Source organism: Segatella copri (assembly GCF_949820605.1).
Classification (GTDB): Bacteria; Bacteroidota; Bacteroidia; order Bacteroidales; family Bacteroidaceae; genus Prevotella.
This window is the reverse complement of sequence record NZ_CATKVU010000006.1, coordinates 1,027,940-1,046,553: the sequence shown is the minus strand read 5'-3', so window position 1 is coordinate 1,046,553 and position 18,614 is coordinate 1,027,940. Positions and strand designations below refer to the sequence as shown.

The 18,614-nt window shown below is 45.5% G+C and carries 16 protein-coding genes and 4 tRNA genes; 16 read left to right on the top strand and 4 right to left on the bottom strand.

Annotated elements, in window-relative coordinates; genetic code table 11:
• From trxA to RCO84_RS05380, 5 genes are all read left to right on the top strand, one after another.
• On the top strand, window positions 1–300 hold the full coding sequence (trxA, locus tag RCO84_RS05400; protein WP_022121765.1) for a thioredoxin: 300 nt from the start codon (window positions 1–3) through the stop codon (window positions 298–300).
• Between the two features lie 20 nt (window positions 301–320).
• On the top strand, window positions 321–698 hold the full coding sequence (locus RCO84_RS05395; protein WP_287854487.1) for a YccF domain-containing protein: 378 nt from the start codon (window positions 321–323) through the stop codon (window positions 696–698).
• Window positions 699–762: 64 nt separating this feature from the next.
• The gene (locus RCO84_RS05390; protein ID WP_317584236.1) at window positions 763–1,326 is read left to right on the top strand and encodes a flavin reductase family protein; all 564 of its coding nucleotides are present in this window, start codon (window positions 763–765) and stop codon (window positions 1,324–1,326) included.
• Between the two features lie 207 nt (window positions 1,327–1,533).
• Window positions 1,534–2,202 (top strand): AlkZ-related protein, encoded by a 669-nt coding sequence (locus tag RCO84_RS05385; protein WP_317584235.1) that lies wholly within the window; start codon window positions 1,534–1,536, stop codon window positions 2,200–2,202.
• Between the two features lie 2 nt (window positions 2,203–2,204).
• The gene (locus RCO84_RS05380; RefSeq protein WP_317584234.1) at window positions 2,205–2,885 is read left to right on the top strand and encodes a DNA alkylation repair protein; all 681 of its coding nucleotides are present in this window, start codon (window positions 2,205–2,207) and stop codon (window positions 2,883–2,885) included.
• 211 nt (window positions 2,886–3,096) lie between these two features.
• On the opposite strand, the gene RCO84_RS05375 is transcribed toward RCO84_RS05380, so the two are convergent.
• Window positions 3,097–4,197 (bottom strand): AAA family ATPase, encoded by a 1,101-nt coding sequence (locus RCO84_RS05375; RefSeq protein ID WP_006846703.1) that lies wholly within the window; start codon window positions 4,195–4,197, stop codon window positions 3,097–3,099.
• A 226-nt stretch (window positions 4,198–4,423) separates the two neighbouring features.
• On the opposite strand from RCO84_RS05375, the gene trxB reads away from it, so the two are divergent.
• The 11 genes from trxB to RCO84_RS05320 all read left to right on the top strand — a co-directional run bounded on the left by trxB (window position 4,424) and on the right by RCO84_RS05320 (window position 13,084).
• Entirely contained in the window at window positions 4,424–5,356 is a 933-nt protein-coding gene (gene trxB, locus RCO84_RS05370; protein ID WP_264899802.1) for a thioredoxin-disulfide reductase, read from the top strand.
• A gap of 109 nt (window positions 5,357–5,465) precedes the next feature.
• Window positions 5,466–5,554: transfer RNA gene (locus RCO84_RS05365), tRNA-Ser, on the top strand.
• 54 nt (window positions 5,555–5,608) lie between these two features.
• Window positions 5,609–6,502 carry a DUF4468 domain-containing protein gene (locus tag RCO84_RS05360; protein ID WP_317584232.1) on the top strand — a complete coding sequence of 298 codons (894 nt, stop codon included), beginning with the start codon at window positions 5,609–5,611 and terminating at the stop codon, window positions 6,500–6,502.
• A gap of 11 nt (window positions 6,503–6,513) precedes the next feature.
• Entirely contained in the window at window positions 6,514–6,864 is a 351-nt protein-coding gene (locus RCO84_RS05355; RefSeq protein ID WP_317584230.1) for a mechanosensitive ion channel protein MscS, read from the top strand.
• A complete protein-coding gene (locus RCO84_RS05350) occupies window positions 6,864–9,215 on the top strand; it encodes a putative porin (RefSeq protein ID WP_317584228.1) in 2,352 nt (783 codons plus the stop codon). Before RCO84_RS05355 ends, RCO84_RS05350 begins: the two co-directional genes overlap by 1 nt.
• Before the next feature lie 55 nt (window positions 9,216–9,270).
• Entirely contained in the window at window positions 9,271–10,188 is a 918-nt protein-coding gene (gene menA / locus RCO84_RS05345; RefSeq protein WP_317584226.1) for a 1,4-dihydroxy-2-naphthoate octaprenyltransferase, read from the top strand.
• 65 nt (window positions 10,189–10,253) lie between these two features.
• Complete coding sequence (locus RCO84_RS05340; protein ID WP_144153128.1) at window positions 10,254–10,883, top strand: HD domain-containing protein; 630 nt, start codon at window positions 10,254–10,256, stop codon at window positions 10,881–10,883.
• Window positions 10,884–11,407: 524 nt separating this feature from the next.
• Window positions 11,408–11,494, top strand: a tRNA-Ser gene (locus RCO84_RS05335).
• A 28-nt stretch (window positions 11,495–11,522) separates the two neighbouring features.
• Window positions 11,523–11,594, top strand: a tRNA-Glu gene (locus tag RCO84_RS05330).
• Between the two features lie 69 nt (window positions 11,595–11,663).
• Window positions 11,664–11,735, top strand: a tRNA-Glu gene (locus tag RCO84_RS05325).
• Between the two features lie 104 nt (window positions 11,736–11,839).
• Window positions 11,840–13,084, top strand: a complete 1,245-nt coding sequence (locus tag RCO84_RS05320) for a type IX secretion system plug protein (RefSeq protein ID WP_317573904.1) — start codon at window positions 11,840–11,842, stop codon at window positions 13,082–13,084.
• A 77-nt stretch (window positions 13,085–13,161) separates the two neighbouring features.
• Here the strand turns inward: RCO84_RS05320 and RCO84_RS05315 are convergent, their stop codons facing one another.
• Genes RCO84_RS05315 through RCO84_RS05305 form a run of 3 tightly spaced genes read right to left on the bottom strand, consistent with a single transcriptional unit; the run spans window position 13,162 to window position 18,576 of the window.
• Window positions 13,162–15,543, bottom strand: a complete 2,382-nt coding sequence (locus tag RCO84_RS05315) for a TonB-dependent receptor (protein ID WP_317584223.1) — start codon at window positions 15,541–15,543, stop codon at window positions 13,162–13,164.
• Between the two features lie 42 nt (window positions 15,544–15,585).
• Window positions 15,586–16,512 (bottom strand): zinc ribbon domain-containing protein, encoded by a 927-nt coding sequence (locus RCO84_RS05310; RefSeq protein ID WP_144153122.1) that lies wholly within the window; start codon window positions 16,510–16,512, stop codon window positions 15,586–15,588.
• Window positions 16,513–18,576 carry a peptidase U32 family protein gene (locus RCO84_RS05305; protein ID WP_317584222.1) on the bottom strand — a complete coding sequence of 688 codons (2,064 nt, stop codon included), beginning with the start codon at window positions 18,574–18,576 and terminating at the stop codon, window positions 16,513–16,515. It abuts the gene before it with no gap.
• Window positions 18,577–18,614: the final 38 nt, after the last annotated feature.

Sequence of the window (18,614 nt, the reverse complement as noted above, 5' to 3'; positions counted from 1 at the left end):
ATGGAGACATTTAATAATGTAATAAACAGTGGCCAGCTTGTTCTGGTCGATTTCTTTGCTACCTGGTGCCAACCTTGCAAGGCGATGCACCCCATTCTGGAGCAGGTGAAGAGTGTATTGGGCGACCGCATCCGAATCATCAAGGTGGATGTAGATAAGTACGGCGTAACAGCAAGCCAATACCGCATCCAATCCGTGCCTACGCTGATGCTCTTCCGAAACGGAGAAGTATTATGGCGCACAAGCGGTGTGGTAGATAAAGCCGAACTTCTGGCTACGCTTGATCCATTCTTGATATAAAAGATGAAAAGAATAATCTTATGCGCATAATAGGAAACTTACTTTGGTGGCTCTTCGGAGGTCTCGAAGCTGCCATCGGTTATTTCACCGGAAGTCTGGCTCTTGCATGTACTATCATCGGCATTCCGTTTGCAATACAGACATTCAAGATTGGTCTGCTCTGCCTATGGCCTTTTGGCTCTACGGTAAGAGAATCGAATAGTCCTACAGGTTGCATTCGCATCCCGTTGAATTTACTCTGGCTGATTTTCGGAGGATTGTGGGCTTGCCTCATGCATCTGTTCTTCGGCTTTCTCTTATGTATAACCATTGTCGGCATTCCTTGGGGAAAACAGCATTTCAAGATGGCCGCGCTTTCGCTCGCACCATTCGGTAAGGATGTGGAGTTGGGATTTTAAAGTGATACAAATTGCGCTGATGGCGTATTTACACATAAAGATAACAATATAAAGAACGAAGTATATGAAAAGTTTTGCACCAAAGCCGTGGTTTGCACCACAACCTGTGCTGATTATCGGCACATATAATAAGGAAGGAGTTGCCAACGCCATGAATGCTGCCTGGGCAGGACAGTGGGACATGAAGGAAATTATGATCTCGATGGGAAATCACGTCACCACAGACAACCTGAAGCTTGGCGGTGAGTTTACCGTTTCCTTCGCTACCAAGAAAACCATGGTGGCTTCTGATTTCGTGGGCATTGTTTCAGCCAAGAACGACCCGAAGAAAATGGAGAAGACGGGATGGAATATCGAGAAGGCGACAATGGTTAACGCTCCTGTGTTCACCGATTTCCCGATGACCCTGGAGTGCCGCATCAAGGAGAAATACGACGAAAGCGAAACCGGTTATTATCTCGTTGCCGAAATCGTCAATATTCTTGTGGATGAGAAGTATCTGGCAGAAGACGGAAATCCAAACATGGAGAAAATGGAGCTGATTGTCTTCGACCCTATTCATCATAGCTATATCCAGTTGGGCGAGAAAGTCGGTAACGCATTCTCTGACGGCAAGGCTTTGAAATAATAGCCAAAAATAGAACAGAAAAGCAAATAAAAGTTCGTTTTCTATTCCAAATCTTACTATTTTTGCACCATGATAATGGATTTAGAACATATAGGTAACAAATGCGGTTTCTCTGACACCGGAATGCTGAACAGATGCAGCCAGCTTGTGGGTGGCGACAAGGATATGGTTAAAGTGTTTAATTACAAAAGATAAAAATAAATAAACATGAATTTTCCAGAAATATATTCAGCAACAGGCATGATGGAGCTGATTCAGAAGATCGGCTTCCTCCCTCTCCTCGATAGTGGCATTGAAGGATTCTCTGCCGAAGACATCGTGGCGGAGGATTGCGGTTACGTAAGACTTCCTGAAGGCGGTTGGGACTGGCCGCTTTGGAAATGGAAGGGCGAGATTGTGCAGGAAATGCCGTGTATGTACGGAAAGTTCTTTAACAAGAAAGCAGGATTCATCAGCCAGGAATGGTGGCCGGACTTCTGCAACTACAGAAGAAGCAAATACCCCCGTCCGGATGAAGAATCGATAGAAGGAGCCATTCTCTGCACGCTTCAATCTACTGGCAGTCTCATCACGAGAGAACTTCGGGCAGCCTGCGGTTTCACGGGCAAGGGAATGAGAAGCAAGTTTGACGGTTATCTCACCCGACTGGAAATGGCAACTTACATCGTGACCGAGGATTTCATCTACCCTCGCGACAAACACAATCATGAATATGGTTGGGGTTGGTCGCTGCTCAATACTCCCGAAGATCTCTATGGCAGGGAGGCTTGCCAATGCAACCGAACTCCCCTAGAATCTTATCAGAGGATTTTCGAACATCTGAAAGAAATCCTGCCTGATGCTTCAGATAAACAGATCATTAAATTAATAGGATAAAAATGACTTCACTTCAAGAAAGACTGTTCGCCATGCAGGATAAGCAGTATGCTGCTTTCCAGGCTAAACTGACACCGGGAGTGCCTGTGGAGAGTTTCATAGGCATTCGTGTGCCTGTGCTCCGCAAGTTCGCAAAAGAGTTTACAAAGGAGGCAGAAAGCGAGGAATTCCTGCATCAGCTTCCTCATAAATACTACGATGAGAACATGCTTCACGGTCTCCTCATTTCCGAGGTAAAGGACTACGGGGAATGCATTCGTCTTACAGACACCTTCCTGCCTTTCGTGGACAACTGGGCAGTTTGCGACATCATGTCTCCGAAGGTGTTTGCCAAACACAAGAAGGAACTGTTGGCAAAGATCAAGACTTGGAGCAAATCGTCACACGTTTATACCTGTCGCTTTGGAATAGAGATACTTATGTCTCATTATCTGGACAAAGACTTCAAGGCTGAATATCTTGAAATTCCTGCATCAGTAAGGAGCGAAGAGTATTACGTAAAGATGATGGTAGCCTGGTTCTTCGCCACCGCTCTTGCCAAGCAATGGAACCAGGCGATTCCCTACATCGAACAAAACCGCCTTGCTTCCTGGACGCACAACAAGACCATCCAGAAGGCCATCGAGAGCTACAGAATCACGCCCGAGCAGAAGGAATATCTGCGGACATTGAAGATAAAATAATTATGACACAAGATACTTCTACATATTACGTTTGGATAGGTGGTTCATGTGATTATGGACTGGGAGAAAGAGATATGAGAGATTCTGTATTATGGCACAAACAAAGCCGAATAATAATGATGAAACTCAATAACACCAAAAGTGAGTGGTTTATGTAAAAAGTTACGGAGAATATGAATTATCTCCGTAACTTTTTACATTTTCGGCTGATTTACCGCTTCAGCGCTATGTTATAATTATAATATTTGCTGTTGCCCGTAATATCCTCCAGCACCTGAATGAAAGGAGGAAACTTCACGCTCTCGTTGGCTGAAATGCCGCGGGTTTCAAGAATCATCAGGTCGGAAACCGGCTCAAGAAACTCGTCGAGCTCGAAATACTGGCCCTTCCAGATAAAACTCTTGCGATGCTTATGAATGCGCTGGCGGTAAGGGTCAGCCTGCTGAAGCATACTCTCGTAAAGATTGGCATTGATCTGTCGCTCAGTCTCAATCTGCTCATTGTCTGAAATACGCTTCTTGGTGGTGTGAACATACACATACTTGCCTCCCTCGAAACCGCGACGGCGAAGACGAATCTCGCTGCCCGGCTCACCCGTAAGATAAGTCTGAACAATATCGCTGTCTATCGCATTAGGAACCTCGCCCGTCAGCTTCACGATATATTTTCGCTCCTCCTCTATCGGCTGCGGAATGGCAAGCACATTGCTTATCTCCTTGAGCACACGGTTCAGCTTGTTGTTGAAATCTTCGTGGTTATTGATTACCCTGAGATGAGGATGCCCCTTCCATGCAGAAACAATCTTCTTGTCCAACTCTCGCGCAATCTTCAGTCCTTCTTCATCGGCCTTCTCCAGGCGCTGCGCATTGTTGGCTGTAGTATAAAACTGCTCGGCACCATCAGCAGCACTCACCAGATGCAGCACAGCATCATAGCGGTCGCGAAGCTGGGCATCTGTATAGCCCTCTTCAGAGATGATGCGGTGCCAGAAATCGGGAGTGAGATAGGTAGAAATATCCATCGTACCACGATCGCAGACGATGATGACCGGCTGCTGCAATGTTTCAGCCATGCGCAGGAAACTGTCTTCCAGGTTGATCTGAGTCTGAAAAGTAGCCTTCTCGCCCTCGAAGAAAAAATCCTTGTTGGAGGTGAGATAATTCATGCCCGCCTGGGTGAACATGGTTGGAACCTCGGGAATGGTAAAGACCTTATAGCCGAGACTGGAGAAATGTTCAATCACCTTAACCATAGCGGTAGTCTTGCCCGCACAAGGTCCACCCGTCAGTACAATCTTCTTAATCTGATTCATATATCAAGTAAATATTTTTCGTTTCTTCTAATTGATGTTCTTTCCGGAGCATCTTATTATCGGGTGCAAAGATAACAATAATTCTTCAAACGAAAGCAATAATTTATGCAAGAAAAGAAAAATAATGTATTTTTATTTTGATTTCTCATTGTTTTGATGTACCTTTGCAGAGAAAAATGGCTCATTTCGAGCTATCGGAAACAAAAATATAACTATAAGATAAAAAATGGAAAAGATAAAGACATTAATTATAGGTAGCGGTCCTGCGGGATATACTGCTGCCATTTATGCCGGCAGAGCCAACCTGCAGCCAGTACTCTATTCAGGTATGCAGCCGGGCGGACAGCTCACCATCACCACAGAGGTAGAAAACTTTCCGGGCTATCCTAACGGCGTAGACGGAACGCAGATGATGATGGACATGAAGGAACAGGCAGCCCGATTCGGAGCTGAAATGAGAGACGGAAGCATCGTGAAGGCAGATTTCAGCTCACGCCCATTTCATCTTACCGATGAGCGCGACAACGAGATTGAGGCAGAAACCGTGATCATTGCCACAGGAGCATCTGCCAAATATCTGGGTCTTGCCGATGAAGAGAAATATCGCGGACAGGGCGTTTCAGCCTGCGCTACCTGTGACGGATTCTTCTACCGCAAGCGCACCGTAGCCGTAGTGGGCGGTGGCGATACTGCCTGCGAAGAGGCCATGTATCTATCCGGACTTGCCAAGAAGGTTTACATGATTGTACGCAAGCCTTATCTCCGTGCTTCAGAAATCATGCAGCAACGTGTAAAGAACAAGGAGAACATCGAGATTCTGTTCGAAACCAATACGCTGGGGCTCTTCGGCAAGAACGGTGTAGAAGGTGCTCATCTCGTGCGCCACAAGGGCGAAGCCAATGAAGAGAAGTTTGACATCAGCATCGACGGATTCTTCCTGGCTATCGGACATAAGCCTAACACCGACCTCTTCAAGGGGCAGATAGATCTCGACGAGCAGGGCTTCATCAAAGTAGTGCCAGGTACTGCCACCACCAACATTCCGGGTGTTTTCGCAGCAGGCGATGTGGCCGACCCAATCTACCGCCAGGGTGTTGTTGCCGCAGGCTCGGGAGCCAAGGCAGCCATCGAAGCCGACAGATTCCTGCAGCAACAGTAAAAACTATAGTATAAAATTCTATAAAGCGGGGTTAATATAGTTAAAAAATAACCGCAATATTTTGTCAGATGCAAAAAATGTATTACTTTTGCATCTGATAAAATAAAAAGGAAGATTGGCAGAGTGACCGAATGCGCTGGACTCGAAATCCGGTATACCCTCTTCCGGGTATCGGGGGTTTGAATCCCTCATCTTCCGCTAAGTTCCGCAATCAGGAACCGTCATTTTATAGTTTCATAAAAACAACTCGACATGAAAAAAATCATCATCCCCATATTTATGCTCCTCCCGCTGATGACTGCACAGGCCCAAACCGTGCTGACTGAAGAGCAGCAGCTGGAACAGGCACAGAAACAGCTGGAAGCTGCCAAGAAGGCACTGGAAGTGGCTAAGATAAAAGCACAGGCTGCCAAACTGAAGGCTCAGGCCGACAGCATCAACGCTGCAAGCGCCAAGGCTGAAGCTGAAGCAAAAACGGCTGAAGCAAAGAAGGGCAATGCTACTGAGCCAGAACCAGTTGTTGTAAAGGAGCCAACCACATCAACCACGGGATGGGCGATTCCTGTTGCCGTAGCCGCTAAGCCAAAGGAGGCTGCCAAGCCTGCCAACAAGCTGGCAAATGGCACAATAGCCAAAGTGGACATGAAATATCTGGCAGGCGCTATCACATATAATGATGAAAACAAGATAGAATTCACACTCGATACGGATGCTAACGGAAAAACTGCCAAGCAGATTTACGACATCGTATTAAAATACATGAGTGAACTGACACAGAACGAGCAGAACATAGCAAGCCGGGTAGCACTGGTAAACGATGCTGAACACGTCATCGCCAACACGATGGACGAATGGCTCGTTTTCAGCCAGTCATTCATCTCGCTCGACCGCACGGAATTCAAATACCAGCTGGTAGCCAGGATTTCAGACAATCATCTGAATCTCTCGCTCGGCCGCATCATCTACAACTACGAGGAAGGAAGAAGCACCGGTTTCAAGGAACCTGCAGAAGAGGTAATCAGTGACAAGATTGCGCTCAACAAGAAGCAGAACGACCTGGCTAAGATCTTCGGAAAGTTCCGTAGATGCACCATCGACCGCAAGGACCAGATATTCGCAGAGTTAGCTGCATTAGTAAAACAATAAGTTGAAGAAAAATGAATAATCAGAATACAGACAATAAGATACAACAGAACGAGGCACAGCAGCCTGCAAACGCTACAGTCCAGCCTACAGCTGAGCAGGGCGCAGAACAGACTGAGCAGAAGCAGCCTACCAGCTACGCCGTAAGACCTCAGCACCACCGGCTTCGCCCATTGGCCTACAGCGACCAGAACAACATGCTGAAGGTGCGCAACTATCTCAACATCGCCTTCATGCTGCTCGCCATCGTAGGGGTAATACTCTGGACCCAGCTGGAAGAAAGCCGCAATGTCGCCTACATCGTACTCATCGTGGGTGTAGTGCTCAAGATTGCCGAAGTATGTATCCGACTATTTAAGAAATAATGAAGAAGAAGAAAATTATATTCTCATCACTCCTATTTTGTGCTGCAACCATCCCGGTTGCGGCACAAAATGATTTTAACTATAACGAAGATTCGCAGTTCCGTCCTCAAACCAACCGCAAGGTGAACACCGATTCACTAGGCTCAGACAAGGAGATTCCGAAAGGCATCAGAGTATGGACCGTAGACGAACGCTTCGGCGACACAAAGGCTGCGGTAGTAGACACCTTGCAGCACATGTATATGAACACAACCTTCACGGAAGGACTGAGAGGCGAATACAATACTCTCGGAAACATGGGTACTGCCCGACTGAACCGAATCTTCATCGACCGCCGCAACACGCAGGGCAACTTCATCTTTACAGAGCCCTACGATTATATCGTAAATCCGGTAAGCGACTTCCACTTCACTAACACCTACTCACCCATCACGAACATAACGCTGAACAGCTGTGGCGACAAGGTGACGGGAGAAGACGACTTCAAGGCCATGTTTGCCGTGAATGCAAACAAAAGGCTAGGCGCCGGTTTCAGATTCGACTACAAGTATGGCAGAGGATATTATAATGCCCAGAGTACCAGCCACTTTAAATACACCATGTGGGCATCTTACCTGGGCGACCGCTATCAGGCACACTTCCTCTTCAGTACCAATCATGAGAAGATGACCGAGAACGGCGGTATTACCAACGATGATTACATCAAACATCCGGAAATCTATACCGAATCGTTTGCCACCAATGAAATTCCTACCGTTCTGGAACAGAACTGGAACCGACTGGACAACCAGCACATCTTCTTTACCCACCGCTACAACGTAGGTTTCAGCCGAAAGGTAAAGATGACCGAAGAAGAAATCAAGGCAAAGAAATTTGCCATGGCTTCGAAAAAGGAAAATACTGAAGAGGAAGCGAAGGAAGAAGCCAGAAAGAAAGCCAAGGAACAAGGCAAGAAATTTGATGAGAAAGCCTACGACAAACAGCAGGGAGCTAAATTCAGCGGCCGTCCTGACGGAGCCAAGATTGCAGGCGATGAACCGGCTAAAGACTCAGCCACAAAGGACATCAGGAACGACAGTACCCGAATCGCAGTAAACGGAAAAGCTGCTGCCGACAGTCTGCTTGCCGTCCAGAAGAAAAATGCCGAAGACTCGCTTTTCTACAAGAGCGAATATGTTCCGGTAACGAGTTTCATCCATACGGTAAAGTTTGACAACTATCGCCGTATTTACGAAGCTTATCAGACCCCAGCCGACTATTATCTGAATGAATATTACGATGCAGGCAGGCTGACCGGCGACTCCATCTACGACCAGACCAAGCACTGGCACATGAAGAATACCTTCGCCATCGCCATGCTTGAAGGTTTCAACAAATGGGCAAAGGCAGGACTGAAGGCTTTCGCCAGCTACGACCTCCGACACTACGAACTGCCAACCAGGGAAGGCGGTTTAGAAAAATACAACGAGCATGTGCTGAGCGTAGGCGGACAGCTGAGCAAGCAGGAAGGCAAGACCCTCCACTACAATGCCGTAGCAGAAATAGGACTGACGGGTGTTGACGCCGGAACCCTTGCCATAGATGGTAATGTAGACGTGAACATCCCATTCCTGGGCGACACGCTTCAGGTAAGAGGCGATGCTTTCTTCCATAGAGAAACCCCATCGTTCTATTACCGCAACTATCACGCCCGCCATCTGTGGTGGGAGAATGATCTCGACAAGACCATCCATACCCGCATCATGGGTACGCTCTCCTTCCCTAAGACACGCACCAAGCTGAGAGTGGCTGTAGATGAAATCAAGAACTACACCTACTTCTCGCAGAGCTATGACATTACAGAAAAAGGGTTGCGAACAGGAGTCATGGTTACACCAATGCAGGAAAGCGGAGGAATCAACCTGCTGACAGCACAATTGGAACAGAACTTCAGACTAGGCATTCTGAACTGGGAAAACCAGTTTACCTATCAGCACTCAAGCAAGGAGAGTGTACTGCCAGTACCAGCCTTCAATGCCTACACCAACCTCTACATCAAGTTCAAGATAGTAAAGGTGCTGAACGTAGATCTGGGTGCTGACATGCGCTACTTTACAAGCTATGAAGCTCCCGACTATTCACCTTATATGGGACAGTATACGGTACAGGGCAATGGCGAGAACAACGTAAAGATAGGCAACTATCCTATCGTCAATGTTTACGCCAACGTTCACATCAAGCACACCCGTTTCTTCGTAATGATGAGCCACATCAATGCAGGACAGGGCGACAAGAACTACTTCTTCGCTCCTCATTATCCTATGAACGAGCGAGTGTTCCGTATTGGAGTAAGTTGGAACTTCTTCAATTAATCTTCCTGATTTTCCTTAAGAATTTCAGAAGATTCAATTTTAATCTTTTTAGAATATGATAGAAACAAATTCTATAAAAGCATGGTATCTAGCCGCTCGCCCGAAGACTCTGACGGCGGCGGCTGTTCCTGTTTTATTGGGTATTGCGCTGGCTTATAAAGACACTCAGCAGATACAGACATTGCCAGCCCTACTCTGCCTGCTCTTTGCATGGGTGATGCAGATAGACAGCAATCTGGTGAATGATTATTTCGACTTCAAACATGGTAATGACGATGAAACCCGGCTGGGACCGAAACGTGCCTGCGCTGAAGGCTGGATAACTTTGGGAGCCATGAAATGGGGAATCATCCTCACTACTCTTCTGGGCTGCGCCATAGGGCTTCCGCTGGTTCTTTTCGGAGGTTGGGAAATGGTTATCGTAGGCATCTGTTGCATAGTCTTCTGTTTTCTCTATACTACCTGTCTCAGCTATCTGGGCATGGGCGATCTTCTGGTACTGCTCTTCTTCGGCATTGTACCCGTATGCTGCACTTATTATCTCGTAATGCCCAAAACCATGCAGGGAGTAAGCATGGAAGCGGTTCTCGTATCTGTAGCCTGCGGACTGGTAGTTGATACGCTGCTCATTCTGAACAATTACCGCGATCATGACAACGACCTGAGAGCCGGCAAGAAGACCCTTGTGGTTCACATAGGAAAGAAGAATGCCGAGCGGTTATACTGCGCATTGGGCAATTTGGGAATCATTACCATAATAGGTGTAACCACCTACGAAGTATTTCAGCATGAAGCCAGCAGCATCTTCCTGCCGTTCGCAGCACTCTATATCGTTCTGCACAACAGAACCTATGTGGAGATGAAAAAGATAGGCGAAGGCAGAGAACTGAACAGAATTCTAGGCAAAACAGCTCTGAACATCTTCTGTTTCGGCATTGTATCATCCCTGATCATCATCGGAATGGCGAATTGAACAATAATAAACTAATAATAATGTACGCGCGTACCTTATTATATAAATAAAGTGGAGGAATATCTATGAAGCAACAGGTAAATCTCGAAATCATGGACTTTGTGGAGAAACAGATTCTCCCCAAATATAATGCTTTTGGCGAAAGTCATGGACTCAGACATGTTACCCGAGTCATCAGAAACTCTCTGAAACTGGTTCCGGTAACCGGAGCCGACATCGATATGGTGTATGTTATAGCCGCTTACCACGACCTGGGGATGAGCGGTCCGCGTGCCATTCACCATATTACCAGCGGTAAGATTCTGCAGGCAGATTCAAGACTGAAGCGCTGGTTCAATAAAGAACAGATCAAAATCATGAAAGAAGCTGTTGAGGACCATCGGGCTTCATCCAGCCGTCAGCCTCGCAGCATCTATGGCAAGATTGTGGCAGAAGCCGATCGCGATATTGATGTTCACGAAATTTTTCTGCGCGCCATACAGTATGGTAAAGAAAATAATCCAGATGATGACAAGGAGCAGCAATGGGAGCGGTTCAGCCAGCACATGGACGAAAAATATTCACGAAACGGATACATCAGGTTATGGATTCCCAACTCACCTAATGAGAAAGCGCTCAACGAACTTCGCAATATTATAGAGGACAAAACGGAACTGAGAAAATATTTCGAAAAAATATTCGAAGAAAACAGCTAAAACATTTGGTAGTTTCAAAATATTGCATTATCTTTGCATTATCAAATAATGACTAAGATGTTTGCACCGTTGCATCGTGATGATGCATGGGTGCCAGAAGGAATAAGGGTCGTTTCGGTTCGATCGGGATACTCATCAAATTACACTATTGAAACCGAGAGGACATTCTCTTGCTCATGGCGGGCCACATAAACTGCAGCAGGCAGGTAAGCTGAAAAGCCGGTGGATTACAAAGGCGGAGGACTCTCAAATGTTTATACATTCGGAGTTTCATCACATCATCGAGCGACCCTTTCTTTTACAAGAGGCGGATTTCTGAGAAAGAAATCCGCCTCTGCTCGTTTTAGGAATTAAAGCACTCATCATACTGAAAGAAAACAACCCCTGATAATGTGGGAGTTACAAAGAAAATGCATTTTTATCGAAAAAAAGTTGCAAAAAGATTTGGTAGAATCAGAAAAAAGTAGTACCTTTGCACTCGCATTTAAGAACGATGCTTGGTTGATTCGGTTAAGAATCCGACTGGAAGGTTGGGTGAGTGGCTGAAACCAGCAGTTTGCTAAACTGCCGTGCGGGTTACCGTACCGGGGGTTCGAATCCCCCACCTTCCGCAAGCTATCGTCTGAAAAATGTACCGTTGGTCGATTCATCTAATGGTTAGGATACAAGATTCTCAATCTTGGCATAGGGGTTCGATTCCCCTATCGACTACATGTGTTTTTCATGGTATTAGATTTATAAGTCTCTATAAGTCGGGAGACCAATAGAGATTTTTTGAATGGTCGATTCATCTAATGGTTAGGATACAAGATTCTCAATCTTGGCATAGGGGTTCGATTCCCCTATCGACTACAAAAGTGTTTTCATGTATTAATTTAGATTGTTTAAGCTTGCATTTAGTTCTTTGTCAAAAAGGCTACTGCAAGTTATTTTTTTATATATACGTACGAAGCCATATGAAACAATTATACACTGTTATCTCCCTTCTCTTTCTGTTTACCTATCCTGCCTGGGCGCAGCAGCACGAGATATTCAACCAGCGCATCAGAACCCTACAGGTTGTAGGCGGAACCAACTGGTTATCGCTCCCAGTATCGTCACTGGGTGGAGAACCTATCCATATCGATTTTGACGACATGACGCACAATTATCATCGGTACAGCTACAAGATTGAACATTGTGATGCAAACTGGAACGTATCTTCTTCGCTCTTTGAAAGCGACTATATGAGAGGCTTCAACGGCAATCAGATTATTGAAGATGTAGAGCAATCCATCAACACCAATCATCCTTACACTCATTATCATCTGACAATTCCCAATGCCGACTGCCAACTTACCATGAGCGGCAACTACAGACTGACGGTTTATGACGACAATGCGGAAAACGAGGAAGAAGGCAAAATGTTTACAGCCTGCTTGATGATTACGGAGCCTCAGCCATTGGTTAAACTCAAGTTAGAAGCTACTTCTACAACAGATATAGATATCCAGAAGGACCATCAGCAACTGAAAATGGAACTGGATCACAGCCAGCTAAGAATCACTCATCCCAACCAGCTGAACATCGTAGTGCTTCAGAACGGAAGATGGGACAATGCAGTCATTAATCCTAAACCCGACTACCTGAGTGCGGGCAAAATGAGTTGGCAGCATGTAAGAGCTCTGATTTTCGATGCAGGCAATGAATACAGAAAGTTTGAGTTTCTGGACACCGACCATCCAACCATGGGAATAGACGCTATAGATTGGGATGGAAGCGACTATCAGGTAAAGGTAATGACTGACAGCCCTCGCCCCAATTACGTTTACGATGAAGCTGCCAAAGGTTCGTTTTATATCCGCAACAGCGACAACGTAGAAAACAACAACACCTGCGAATATGCACAGATTCACTTTACCCTGAAAACTCCAAAACTGCCAGGCGATGTTTATCTGAACGCAGATTGGACCTACGACCGTTTCCTCCCAGAATACCGGATGGAATATGATGAAATGACGAAAACCTATCACGCACGTCTCTTCATGAAGCAAGGTTATTACAGTTATCAGTATCTCATGAAGATGGAGGACGGAAGCATCAGGCTGCTCCCATCAGAAGGAAATTTCTACCAGACCCAGAACAAATACAATGTACTGGTTTACTATCGGGCTCAGAGCGACCGCACCGACCGGCTGGTAGGATATGGAGAATTAAAATAAAGGAAGAAAATAAATGAGATTAAAAAGAAAAGGAGTTCTAGCATTTCAGAATGCCGGAACTCCTTTTCTATTTAATCCTAAAAGTGGAATTTCAGATCAACACCACATTGGAAAGGATTGCCACGCTGGGCAAAATACAGTTTCTTTCCTGTTGCTGCATTATCAACAGCAAAGGTATTGTAATTAGTATCTGTGAGATTCTTACCCCAGATACTGATGCTCATTTTGCTGAAATCAATATCACAATGCGCACCCATCACGAAATACATCTTCTGGCTGTAGGTATTGGCATTATCCCAGTAAGTCTTGCCCTGCGCATTCATGTTCAATCCGAAGGTAAACTGTCCTAAATGATAGTCAGCCATGGCTGCTATCGTATGCTGAGGAACATAAGGAACCTTCTTGTCCTTATAATTCACAGCCTTATCACCCTCGCCATCAGTATATTCATCAAATACGGCGCGTGTAAAACCATAGTTTACACCCCAATCAAAAGCACCGTCGAAAGCCTGACCCTTGAGCGCGGCTTCAATACCACAACTGTGACTCTTACCTGCATTAACCATCATTCGGCCAAAGCCATAGGTTCCTGCCATCACAGAGAGTTGCTGATTACGAACCTGCATATAGAAGGCACTCAAATCGAAATGAAGACGATGATCAAAAAGATTAAGATGCGTTCCAACCTCATAATTCCATGAGGTTTCCGGCTTAAAGGCAATAGTCTGGTTCACTCTATCATAATCTTTATCGGTATGAGGAACGTCATAATCGCCTCGCATCGCATCCTGACGGTGAGCATTCAGTTCGGTCTGCAAGATGTCACTGAACATCTGGATATTATAACCGCCTGCACGATAGCCCTTGCTCACCGTGGCATAAACATTGCTACCCTGCTCATCAAGCTGGTAACTTAAGCCAAATTTTGGCAAGAGCTGGTTGTAATCATCACCCGTTTTGCGGTTGAGCATTGAACGCAAAGTATAAGTAGCCTTCCTGCCCATTACCTTAGCTGTCATCGCCATATAAGCATAAGTATCGTAATGAATACTTGTATGCATGAAATCATAACGCAAACCAAGCGTTGCTTTCAGACGGGAAGAAACATCAAACGTACTCTCGTGATAGAGACCCAAATTGCTCTGAGGAGTATGGAACAAACCCGGAGCTCCCATATCTACATTGACAGAAACTCCGCTAGCCATTGCCGGAGGCATTGCCTGCTGCATCTGACTCTGGATAACGTTACTGATAGGCTTCGTCAATGCTGAACCGAATTTTACAGGACCATTTGTCTTCAACCACACATGGGAGAAGAATGCACCCTGTGTAAGATGCCAGAAACCGAAGAAAGGCTGACGGCTCTTAAATGTAAACTCCTGAGTGATAGAATTCTGCAACTGGTCTTGCTGCAAGCTCAAATAATCTTCAGGAAGATAATCCTGATCCATCTTCATATTATCATCCAGGAACTGATAGCTGGTAGCAGAAGCAAAATCCCATTTCGCTCCTTCATGACGAAGATTGACACCCGAAAGCAGCATGTTGCGGCGATAAAGCCCAGGGAATGTAGTATTTGGCAATGCAGCCTTGCCACTGTTTAAATCCAACAGACCATAAGGAAATGCATGCTGATAGACAAATTGGTAATTGGCTAGCAAATCCATGCTCCATCCTCTATCAAAACGGAACTTTAGATTAAACTTACCGCCAGCCTCATCATAATTGTCGGCATAATCGCTGGTTCCTGCACGATGGAAGAATCCCTTCTGTCCATCATAAAAAGCAGCTACCCCTAATGCGATACGAGGTGAAAGCTTCATATAATGAGCCGCTTCTACATTACGGTAGAAATGAGAGCCCAATCCCAGATTAACGTAGGTGCCCTTGCTATCATAAGCATCGCGTGAATAGATGCGCACCAGACCACCTTCAGAATTCTGACCATAGAGTGTTCCCTGTGGGCCACGGAGAATATCTATACGGCTGGTCTGATAATGGTGAAGATTGAAAGCAGCCTTGCTCAACAGCGGAATTCCGTCAAGATAAATTCCTACAGCCGGACTGTTGATACGACTTCCAATACCGCGCACATACATGGCGTTGGTAAAACGCGAGCCATAGTTGGGCATTACGAAGTTAGGAACATAGCAGGAAAGCTCACGCAAATCGCGAGAACCCAATCGCTGCATCTGACAAGAACCAAAGGAAGTGCTGCTGAGAGGCTGTTGACGAAGACGGAAATTCTCCTTAGGCTGCGAAACAACCACAACTTCATCAATGTCATAAACTCGGCTGCTATCAGCCAGCAAGCCGTTAGCAGCCGTAAGCTTTTCACTCGTACCCAGTGACAGGTCAGAGCAAGTAGCCCTTTCATTATCCACTGCATTAGCCTGCAACGCTACTGCTGCCAAACCAATGCATACGCACTTTTTACTATAAAATACTATTCTTTTCATAACAGGTGCAAAGGTACATATTTTTTCCTGCACCCCCTATCCTTATTTATGAGGAAACAGATAAGCCCGTATGGCAAACCATATATAGGCTACGAGCAACAAATAACCTATATAATATAAGGTAGTAACACTGAAAATGATGTAATCAATGGCGCAAACACCCACTAAACCACCCAGATACAGAACTGCATCACCTGCCGGCAAACGGTGTTTCACCTCATCAACACAAGCCAATCCTACTATCAGTATCGCCCAGACTGTAGCCAGAAAAAAGCCCAATATAGGCGGTACGGCAAAAGGATTGAGCGTAGGATGAAAATAGAAATGACGCCATACTTCTGGCAAAAACAACTGAATGGTTGCATAGAAGGTTGCTGATATCGAAACAATAAGCACCAAGGCTGTAGGATATGGTGAATCAATATCATTAAAATGAACCAGTTTACCATTACTATGGAAAATCTTACGAACTGTATAGGCTACGGCTATGAGAATAATGATAACCATGAAGATGAGCAAGTGAGTATTGCTGAAGGTCATAATGAACTCTGAAATAGGATCATCGGGCACAACCTTCGGCAACAGACGGGACTCACGGGTCCAACCAAACTGATTATCTTCTGTTGCCAACTGCACCCAAACTGAATCTATGGAATCCTGAGGAACCATACGGATATCCGTAACCACCAGCAGGCAGTTCTTTTGGACGGCGAAGGAGTCGATAGGCAAATTACTCAAAAATTCTTCAGGCTGTTGCGCTATCAATTCCAGTGAATCCTTGAATACCAGAAAATTGAATTTGTTGGTATAATGATGGGTAGTAGAAAACGAAATGGAATCGAGTTGTTTATTGCTGTACTCTACCATAGCTGCATGCATCTGGTGATGAGCACGGCGATGATAACAACTGCTGAACATCAAGAGGATGCCCAGCATACAAAGAATCTGTATCGTCCATTTCTTTTTCATTTATTTCTCACTATATAAGTTCATCTGACATTCGTTGCACGCAAACTCCAGACGGAAGCGGCGACCGTCGCCCAACTGCAGGAAGAGAGGCTCTCTCCAGGATGGTTTCTTGCCTCCACGCTTCACACAGTAGCCCAACGAATAGCGGATACAATGGCGGCACTGCATCAGGAGCGACTCTCCCTTTTCGTTGGTATACTTAGGTTGCATACTTCGGTTTGCCTTGTCTTTTTCTATATTCTCATCATATTCTTCCTGGGTCTTAGCATCCCATGCAGAAGGAATATTCTTACCCAACTCAAATGCCGGAACTACTGGCGACAGACCATGAATCTGATAAAAATCTCTTGCATCATAGTTGGCTATATTATAGAGATATCCCCATTTCCCGTATTCCGGCTGCCAAGTAAATTCCTCTTTCGTAAGTCGGTGCTCACCAGGCTGACTGAATCTCAAACCATTGTTGAACAGGGTTCTATCCCATCCACCCCACAACGACTTATCAAGCTGTTTCTGATTTGCCTTGGTAAGTTCATCTATCAATTCACGCCGGATAGCAGTGAGAATACTGTTCGGAACGAAGTATGTCTCCATTCCCTTCAGAAGTTCTACCTGGTAAGCTTCGTAAATCGTATCGCCCAGTTTGCTCATCTGAGCCTTTATATTTTCGCCCTGCGGGCGTTTCGCCTTTTCGAGTTTCAACTCTTTAAACACCTCAGCCACCTGATAAATCAAGCCACCATCAGCCTCTTTCGTCTTCATGATGTTGACAACAGCCTTTACCCCCTGTGGCTCTTCCCTGAACTCATTACCCATCACAGGCTCCATTTCTATGACAATATAGATTTTACGTTCAGCAGACTTACGAGCCAGCAAAGCCTCAAAAGCACGATCGTTATTACGATAAAGAGCCATGCCCGGACGCAGATTTTCAGGCATTCCAAACGGATAGAGGCGATTACCCTCTACTCTGTTCACACGAAAGCCTTCCAACTCACGGTCATCATTGATAAAACACAGTCCATCGCCATTTTTAAAGCTGGCTACTGTGGCTACGTTGAAAGAAATGTTGCCACGTATTTCCTTAACCTTGCCCACAAACTCGCCGATAGCTTTCGGCGTATCGAAAGAAGCAATATCCGGCTGTCGCCCATTCAGAAAATAATGGGTAAAGCCACGATTGAAAGTCTTCTTCAGATTAGGTGTAAAATTATATTGAACATGTCCCACCGATGCACGGCGATACTTACGCGGTTCAGCTTTTACGATTGCATCGAGTTGACTGCTATAGGCAGCCACCACATTCTTGACGTAGTTGATATCTTTTAATCTTCCTTCTATCTTGAACGAAGTAGCTCCAGCATCAGCAAGATCCTTAAGATGATCAAGCTGACAAAGATCCTTGAGAGACAGCAGATAACGCTGATGTTCTATCTCCTGACCATTGGAATCAAGCAGATCAAACTTCATACGACAGAACTGTGCACATTCTCCACGATTGGCAGAGCGCCCGAAACACTTCTCAGAAGCATAACATACACCCGAATAGCTTACGCAGAGCGCTCCATGTACAAAGACCTCTATTTCTCTATCAGGAATCGCCTGATGGATCGCCTTGATTTCATCGAGCGAAAGCTCACGAGCCAGAACAACACGTTTGAAACCTAACGTGGTAAGCCAATACGCCTTTTCTGGAGTTCTTACATCACACTGGGTACTGGAATGCAATTCTCTACTCCACAAATTCTGCGCCCTCACCTCAGTAAGCACACCCATATCCTGCAGCAAAAGTGCATCAACACCAATCTCATCAAGTTGCTGGATCATATTAAGCGTATCCAACATCTCATCCTGATAGATGATAGTATTCACTGTAACATGAACCTTTGCTCCAAACTGATGAGCATAATCACACAACTGTCTGATATCTTCCAGCGAATTGCCTGCTGCTGCTCGTGCACCAAAACGAGGTGCACCAATATATACGGCATCTGCACCATGATCAATGGCAGCAATACCACATTCCAAGTTCTTGGCAGGCGCCAATAATTCTAATGTTTGCATAAGAAATCAATCTCGAAATCATCCAACCCCTTCACAAA